At 26.1% G+C, this 8,589-nt stretch carries 7 protein-coding genes and 2 pseudogenes; 5 read left to right on the forward strand and 4 right to left on the reverse strand.

Annotated features, from left to right (window positions below; translation table 11 throughout):
• Window positions 1-102: 102 nt before the first annotated feature.
• A complete protein-coding gene (locus RGC78_RS03775; protein WP_252224718.1) occupies window positions 103-1,320 on the forward strand; it encodes a 6-phosphofructokinase in 1,218 nt (405 codons plus the stop codon).
• A gap of 129 nt (window positions 1,321-1,449) precedes the next feature.
• Here the strand turns inward: RGC78_RS03775 and RGC78_RS03780 are convergent, their stop codons facing one another.
• Window positions 1,450-2,757 (reverse strand): aminotransferase class V-fold PLP-dependent enzyme, encoded by a 1,308-nt coding sequence (locus RGC78_RS03780; RefSeq protein ID WP_309556072.1) that lies wholly within the window; start codon window positions 2,755-2,757, stop codon window positions 1,450-1,452.
• Between the two features lie 169 nt (window positions 2,758-2,926).
• On the opposite strand from RGC78_RS03780, the gene RGC78_RS03785 reads away from it, so the two are divergent.
• Together RGC78_RS03785 and RGC78_RS03790 are read left to right on the forward strand one after the other, a co-directional pair.
• On the forward strand, window positions 2,927-3,451 hold the full coding sequence (locus tag RGC78_RS03785) for a hypothetical protein (protein WP_252212715.1): 525 nt from the start codon (window positions 2,927-2,929) through the stop codon (window positions 3,449-3,451).
• A gap of 10 nt (window positions 3,452-3,461) precedes the next feature.
• Window positions 3,462-4,082, forward strand: coding sequence for a DUF4397 domain-containing protein (locus RGC78_RS03790; RefSeq protein ID WP_252212716.1), 621 nt, complete (start codon window positions 3,462-3,464; stop codon window positions 4,080-4,082).
• Window positions 4,083-4,205: 123 nt separating this feature from the next.
• On the opposite strand, the gene RGC78_RS03795 is transcribed toward RGC78_RS03790, so the two are convergent.
• Window positions 4,206-4,820 (reverse strand): TetR/AcrR family transcriptional regulator, encoded by a 615-nt coding sequence (locus RGC78_RS03795; RefSeq protein ID WP_012423768.1) that lies wholly within the window; start codon window positions 4,818-4,820, stop codon window positions 4,206-4,208.
• 107 nt (window positions 4,821-4,927) lie between these two features.
• Here RGC78_RS03795 and abc-f point away from each other — a divergent pair, with 107 nt between their 5' ends.
• Window positions 4,928-6,853, forward strand: a complete 1,926-nt coding sequence (gene abc-f, locus RGC78_RS03800) for a ribosomal protection-like ABC-F family protein (protein WP_012422994.1) — start codon at window positions 4,928-4,930, stop codon at window positions 6,851-6,853.
• 239 nt (window positions 6,854-7,092) lie between these two features.
• On the opposite strand, the gene dut is transcribed toward abc-f, so the two are convergent.
• A complete protein-coding gene (dut, locus tag RGC78_RS03805) occupies window positions 7,093-7,533 on the reverse strand; it encodes a dUTP diphosphatase (protein ID WP_012425169.1) in 441 nt (146 codons plus the stop codon).
• Between the two features lie 228 nt (window positions 7,534-7,761).
• On the opposite strand from dut, the pseudogene RGC78_RS16185 reads away from it, so the two are divergent.
• Window positions 7,762-7,983, forward strand: a pseudogene (locus tag RGC78_RS16185) (transposase); the annotation flags it as partial.
• Window positions 7,984-8,055: 72 nt separating this feature from the next.
• On the opposite strand, the pseudogene RGC78_RS03815 reads toward RGC78_RS16185, so the two are convergent.
• Window positions 8,056-8,504: pseudogene (locus tag RGC78_RS03815) on the reverse strand (IS3 family transposase); the annotation flags it as partial.
• Window positions 8,505-8,589 lie beyond the last annotated feature (85 nt).

The raw sequence follows: 8,589 nt of genomic DNA on the forward strand, positions 1-8,589 counted from the left end.
TTATTTAATGTACTTTTTGTTGTATATTATTAAATAGAGTATTACTAATAAGTAAATAGTATATCACATTTATACTATTATGTTTTAAAAAGGAGCGTTTTTATGTCTAATTGTATTATTGCACAATCTGGTGGTCCAACTTCTGTTATTAATTCTAGTGTAGTAGGATTAATACACGCTAACAAGTCACTTAAAGTTTTTGATAAGGTCTATGGTGGCTTAAATGGTATTGAAGGAATTTTAAATAAAAATATAATTGATCTTACCTTAATTAATGAAGATGAATTACAAACTTTTAGATATACACCATCTTCTGGGTTAGGATCTTGTAGATATAAATTACAAAATCCCGATAATTCTTGTGATGAATATGAAAATTTAATAAAAATATTAAAAGAATATGATATAACTTCATTTTTTTATGTAGGTGGAAATGATTCAATGGATACAATTGCCAAACTTTCTGCTTATTCTAAAAAAAATAATATTGATATAAAATTTATAGGAATTCCTAAAACCATTGATAATGATTTAATGTTTACAGATCATACACCTGGTTTTGGTAGCGCAGCAAAGTTCATTACAACATCAGTATTAGAAACTTATCTAGATTCTTCAGTTTATATAAATAATGGTATATTTATATTAGAGACTATGGGACGAGACACAGGTTGGCTAGCAGCTTCAGCTTGCATAGCAAAAATAGATAACAAACCTGTTGCTGATTTCATTTATCTTCCTGAAGCTGTTTTTGATAAATACCAATTTATAAATGATGTTAGAGAAAGATTTAAAAAACAAAATAAAGTTTATATTGTTGTATCAGAAGGTATTAAAGATGAAACTGGTAAATTTATATCTGAATTCCAATGTGTTTCTAATGATAATTTTGGACATGCCCAATTAGGTGGTGTTAGTAAGTATCTAAGAAGTTTACTTCTTGATGCTGGTATAACTAAAAGAGTAAAGGCTTTAGAACTAGGAATTTTACAACGTTGTGCTATGCACTTTGCATCTGATTCTGATTTAAATGAAGCTTATAATGTTGGTTATGTAGCTTTACAAAGTGCAGCAAATAATGAAAGTGGTAAAATGGTTGCTATAAAACGTGAAGATTCTAAAGACTATAAATCATCTTATTTCTTAGTAGACGCTGATAAAGTAGCTAATAATGTTAGGTACTTTCCTTCTGAATGGATTAATGAGGATGGAAACTTTTTAAAAGAAGAAGCTTGTGAGTATTTTTCACCATTAGTAAAGAATATTCCTAATTTAAAACTAGAAAATAACTTACCACAATATAAAGTTTTTAATGTCTAATTATGTTTAACTGAGTAAAAGAGTTATTAAACTCAAACTAATAACTCTCTTACTATAAAAATCTAATATAACCAAGATTTCATATTATCTAAATAATGAACTTTTAGAATATATCTAAAAGTTCATTATTTATAAAGTTAAATTTCCTCTTGCAATATCTTCTACTGTATTTAAAAAGAAATCTATTTCCTTTTCTGTATTATATACTGCAAAACTTACTCTAATCATTCCTGGCATTCTTTTTGTTTCGTCATTTAAAAAAGAACTTGCTTCTTCTTCGCTTATTCCCATAAGCCTTCTACAATAAGGATGTGCACAAAACCATCCATGCCTTACTGCTATTCCACGCTTCTTAGCTAATATTTCAGCTACTTCTTTGTCATAAAATTCATTTATATTAAAAACAGCTATTCCAAGCCTATCATAAATATTAAAAGTATCACCGTAATTAATTATTTGTGGAATGCTTTCAAGGCCTTGCAACATTCTTTTTAAAAGAACTTTCTCATGTTCTTCAATAAATTGATATCCTATATCCCTTAATTCTCTTAATGAATTTATTAAAGACATTACTCCTAAAAAATTTGGAGTCCCTGCTTCATTTTTTTCTGGTGGCTTAAGATAAGTTACTTCATTATCTAAAACCAGCTCCACTGTTCCTCCACCTGAATAGTCTGGAAGAGAATTTATAAAATCTTCTTTTAAACCTATTATTACACCTATTCCAAATGGAGAATATATTTTATGAGAAGAAAATACTAAAAAGTCTATATCCTCTTCTTTTGAATTTCCGCTAATACTAATTTTTTTATGAGCTACAAGTTGAGCTGCATCTACTATTAATTTAGCACCATATTGATGAACTATTTTGGCTATTTCATGAATATTGTTTATATATCCAGTTACATTAGATGCACCAGTTAGGGATACATATTTTATTTTTCCAAGATTACTTTTTAACTTTTCTTCTAACTCTTCAATTTTTAATCTTCCTTCTTTATTAACTTCTATATAATCAACTTTTCCTCTATTTCTCCAAGGCAAATCATTTGAATGATGCTCCATTCTTGATATAAGAACAATTTCATCATCTTTTTTAATTAATGTTTTAGCAAGTTTATTTAAAGCTTCTGTTGTATTATTAACATAGATTACAACATATTTATCTCTATTTTTTATATTAAAAAAATCCATTAAAAATTTTTTTGATTCATAATATAACTCAGTAGTTATTTCCGCTTTTTGACCTGTACCTCTGCCTATAGATGCGTAAGTTTTACTGAGTTTTTTCATATATGAAAAATTAGATTTAAAAGTAGGTGTAGTTGCTGCATTATCAAAATTTATTGAATTTATGCCATGACCTCTATAATCATAAACTTTTTCATCTATTCCAAGAAATAAATCTCTAACGTTCTCCTCATTTTTTATCCTCATATACATCTCCTCCAATATATCCTATTCAAATGTAGCTTTTATTGTGTCACCAAGGAATGTAGTTAATTTAAGTAATATATATGTATATAAATTCATATTATAAAGTGTAACAAATAGTCTTTTATAGTCATATAGTTATTAAGATAATATATGGAGGTATTGTAAAAAAATGAAACCTGATAAAAAATATATGAATATTAAATGTAATAATGACTTTGATTACAATTTTATGCCACTACAAAACATTTTTAATTTTCGCTGTAATCATTCATCATTAACACCCCTTTTTAAGGTTAATAATTCTCTCTTCGATAATGAACCTGATCATAATTTTAGAGGTGATATTAATTCTTCAGACTTATTTCCAGATGAAACTGTTGAATCTGAGCTATACTGTTATGTTAATGAATTAAATGAAAATTGTCACACAAAAAATCATGCTATAAAAGAAGAAAATCCCTCTGAATTGACTCCTGATAAAATATTAAGAGGTTTTGATTTAGATTTAAATGAAAATGAAGATTTAGAGCGTGCTAAGCCCGATAATGATGTAAATAGAATTTATTTAAGAATTGAAAAAAATAATCCTAATATATTGAATACACTTTTACGTTATGGTATTCCTTATCCAATGGCTAGGATGATTATTAAAAGAATAATAACATTGTCACTACAATATTGTGAAAAAAGGTAGGTGAAATTATATGTTTTTATTTAGAAATTCCTTACCTGATATAGAATCTAATGTAAGGTTTATACATGCTATTCCTGAATCTTTAAGTGTTGATATTTATGCAAATGATAAACCACTATATTCTAATATCTCATTTGGAGAAGTTTCAAATTATATAAATATAGCTCCCGGTAAATATGATATTAAATTATATAAGGCCTATACTTATGACACTCCCCTTATATCTAAAACTATAGAAATATTACCACTCTCGTATTCAACTATAAATATAACTTATGAAAATAAAGAAGTAGCATTTTTTAAATTAGATGATGGTGAATTTGAAGCTAATCCGTTACTATCATATGTAAGATTTATTAATCTTTCACCAAACTTATCTGGTATTTCTTTATCATTACCAGATGGACCACTTTTATTCGATGAAATTCCTTACTTAGAGACAACAGATTACTATCCTGTATCTCCTGGAATATATAATTTTGTTGTATCAGATAAAAATAATTTTAGTAAATTTATAAGTAATATTAATTTAGAAAAAAATATGTTCATAACAATTTATATAGTTGGAATTTTTAATGACACGCCTAGAATAGGATATATCCTCACTAAAGATGCTTATAGACAAAAGTAATTTTATAAATAATACCTATCTTAATATATTTAATCTATATTTTAAGATAGGTATTTTAAATTTAGGTTCTGTTTTAGCAAAGTTTTAATATATGCATAAGCAAAGCTAAATGGAGCTTAACTTTTAAACCTTTATCATAGCTAAAATTTTCTTAAATAAAATAGGCTTGATAGTATCTATATCAGTAGGTTCTTTAAATATTATCGTTGTAAAGCATACACTTCCTACCAATTCTATTATCATAAACAAAGTCATTTCAGCTTCTTCTTTTGACATACCAGAGTTAACTAGATTTTTTATAAAATTATCTACTACCTTATTTACATTATAATATTCCTCTGGCTTTAATATATTTTTCCTATAAAGTCCCCAAGAAATGTTTTTATTTATAATTTTAAGAAGTAACTTATTGTGTTTTAAATTTTCTATTATGTAATTTATAAAAAATAAAACTCTTTCTGAAAAATCCTCTATTTCTTCATTAGTGGTTTCATTCATAGCCTCTTTTAATAACTTGTTGCTCTTTTTTAATATAAGTTTATTTAAAAGATCATGTTTATCATTAAAATATAAATAAAATGTACCTTTTGCTATTCCAGCTTTATTTACAATATCACTTATAGAAGTCTTCTCAATTCCTTGTGTTAAAAACAGTTCATATGCTGAATCAAATAACTGTTTTTCCTTTAATTGTTTCTTTACACTAACCTTATCAATCTTTTCGTCATATAAGTTCATTTATAATTCCTCCAAAGATTATTCCTTAAATTGATATACCTATTATAAAATAGTATAATTATATAATATACATTTAATTATAACAATAAAACATTGGAGGATAAATAATGATTGTCTTAAGTTGTAAAGATATAAGTAAAAGTTATGGAATAGATGATATTTTAAAGGAAGTAACTTTTTCTGTTAATGATGGAGATAAGGTTGGTATAATTGGATCAAATGGAGAAGGTAAATCTACTCTATTCAAAATACTTTCTAAAGAAATCCTTCAAGATACAGGTGATATTTATATAGATAAAAATAAATCTATAGGCTATTTATCTCAACATTTAAACTTAAATTCTGAATTTACTCTTTATGATGAAATGTTGACAGTATTTAATGAGCTTATACAACTAGAAAATAAAATTTCTAATTTACAAATAAAAATGGGTGAACCTTATGATGAGAAAAATGCTGCTTATCATGAAAAGATAATAAAAGACTATACTACTGCTCAAGATTTATATGAAAACAGAGGTGGATATACATATAAGGGTGAAATATCTCGTATAGTTAAGGGTTTAGGATTTAATGAAAATGATTTTAATAAAGTTATTTCAACACTTAGTGGTGGACAGAAGACTAGAGTAGCTTTATGTAAGCTATTGCTTTTAAAACCTGATATATTACTACTAGATGAACCTACTAATCATTTAGATTTGGATGCAATTGAATGGCTTGAAGAATACTTAAAAAGCTATAAAGGAACAGTTCTTATAATCTCACATGATAGATATTTCTTAGATTCTGTTACTAATATAACCTTTCAAGTTATAAATGGTCATGTTAATTGCTATAATGCATCATATACTAAATATTTAGAATTAAAAGAAAAAGATTATGAAAGTAAATTAAAAGCTTATAATATTCAACAAGCTGAAATTAAAAGACAGGAAGCTATTATAGAAAAATTCAGATCATTTAATAGGGAAAAAAGTATTAAAGCTGCTGAAAGCAGAGAAAAAGCCCTTGATAGAATTGACCTATTGCATGCTCCTGATGTTGAAAAATCTGCTTCTAAAATAAAATTTGAGACATCTGTAAAAAGTGGATTTGACGTATTACATATTGAAAACTTATCTAAATCTTATGGTGAGAAAAAATTATTTTCTAATCTTTCAGTTGATCTAAAACGTGGAGAAAAAATTGCTTTAATCGGTGAAAATGGTAGAGGTAAAACAACTTTATTTAATATAATAATGGATAAAGTTAAAAGTGATGGTGGCATTAAAGTTCTAGGTACAAATGTTAATGTTGGATATTACGATCAAGAACAATCAAATCTTAATCTTGATAAAACAATAATAGATGAAGTTTGGGATGATTTTCCTGAACTAACTACCACACAAATTAGAAATGTTCTTGCTTCTTTTTTATTTACTGGAGATGATGTTTTTAAAAAAATTGATAAACTAAGTGGTGGAGAAAAGTGTAGAATTAATTTATTAAAACTTATTTTATCAAAAGCTAATTTATTATTATTAGATGAACCTACTAATCACTTAGACATCCCATCTAGAGAAGCTCTAGAAGATGCTATTCTAAGTTATGACGGTTCTTTACTAGTAATATCTCATGATAGATATTTTTTAAATAAAGTTATAAATAGAATCTTAGAATTAACTGAAAATGGAGTTGTAAATTATTTAGGTAATTATAGCTATTATACAGAAAAGAAAAAAAATCCTTTGAGATTTGAAAATTATGATGAACAGGATTCATCAAAAACAAAGACTCAATTAAATACAGAAAAAAAGAAAAAAAAGGCTTTAGATAAAGAGGTCAAGGCCCTTCAAAATAAAATAAAATATCTTGAAGATACTATAAATAAAAATGAAGAAGAGTTATTAATGCTTCAAGAAGATTTATGTAAAGAAGAAATTTATTCTAATCCATCTGAAAGTGAAAGAGTTAATAAAGAAATTAAAGCTAAAGAAAGCTTAATTGAAGAACTTTATGCACAATGGGAAGAATTAAATGAATCAAACTAAAAGACCATATTTTTAATATATATTCATAGATGTCATTGAACTTAACTTTTAAATCTATTAAACAAAAATTAAAATTACATTTTAATAGTTTAATTTTGTAATAATTTGACTCTATGAATACTTTTCCGTAAGGTTAATAAAAATCAAACCTCCTTTGAAACAATTTATTCTATGAATTATTTCAAAGAAGGTTTTTTATTCTAATAGACCTAAAAATAATTATTTATAGAAGACATTATTTATTTTAATCCTGAAGATCCAAATCCATTTGCTTTTCTTTCAGAATCACTTAGTTCATTGGCTTCTTCTATTTGAACATTAATTATAGGCTTTATAACCATTTGAGCTATTTTCATACCTTCTTCTATTTTAAAGCATTCCCTACTATGATTGATTAGAATAACACCAATCTCACCTCTATACCCTTCATCTATTGTTCCTGGTGAATTTAAAGTAGTAATTCCATGTTTTAATGCTAAACCACTTCTTGGTCTAATTTGAGCTTCTGTATTTTTAGGAAGCTCTATTTGTATTCCTGTATGGATTAAAGCTCTTTCACCTGCTTCTAACAATAATTCTTCTACTGAATATAAATCTAACCCAGCATCTCCTTCATGTGCATAATTAGGTACTACTGCTTTTTCATTAATTTTCTTTATTTTTAATATGTATTTTTCCATATAATCACCTACTTAAAATATTTCGTATAGCATATAAGATATTTAGATTTTGTTTACTTATATGATTATAAAATATTATTATATAAATAGCAAAAGGGGCTATTGCAAAACTAACATAGTTAGTTTTGTAGCGGCTCATTTTTTATGGAAATAAAAAAATGTGAATTCCGAAGAACTCACATTCGTTGTATAATTAACTTATGCTAATAAACAAATCATACATTAAAAATGTATAATAAATTTAATGATAATTTTCAACTTATATTGCCATTAAATTTAGAAAACTTAATACCAGAAGATGATTCTGTACGCTTGCTAAGACATGTATTGGAGGGATTAAATTACACAAAGTTGTATAAGGCATACTCTCCCTTTGGAAGAAAACCGGCAGTGAAACCTAAAATCATGTTCAAAATATTATCTTATGCTTATTCTCAAAATATATATTCATGGTCTTATGTCAATATCTTGGACACAAAAAGTTAAACTTTTTTATGCTGCACTTCTAGCTAATAATTCACATTAATTTTGGGTCATGTAATTAATAGAAGAGTGTAGCCTTTTTCTGTTGTACCATCCTTCAATATATTTAAAAATAGCTCTATTAGCTTCTTCGAAGGTACGATATGAATTTCTGTATATTTCTTCTTTTTTTATAGATGAATGGAAAGATTCTATACAAGCATTGTCATAAGGACAACCTTTTTACTAAATGATTGTGTAATATTAAACTTTTTACATAACTCTTTTAAATCATTACTAGTGTATTGAGATCCTAAATCGCTATGAAATATTAGTTGCTTATCTTTATCAGGGGATTGGCTAGAATAAGCATTTTTCAAGGCTTTAACAACTAAATCATTAGTCATTCTTTTACCGAAGGCGTAGCTAATTATTTTTTTAGACTGTAAGTCCAGAACTGAAGCTAAATAGCACCAACTATCTTTGATAGTATGAATATACGGAATATCTCCTCAATGTCATTTAGATAAGGATTTATCCTTGTCTAAGTCATCTAAGGATATTGAAAATATTCTTAGATGACTTTTTGTTTTA

The sequence above is a fragment of the Clostridium aquiflavi genome (assembly GCF_031344075.1).
GTDB lineage: Bacteria > Bacillota > Clostridia > Clostridiales > Clostridiaceae > Clostridium > Clostridium aquiflavi.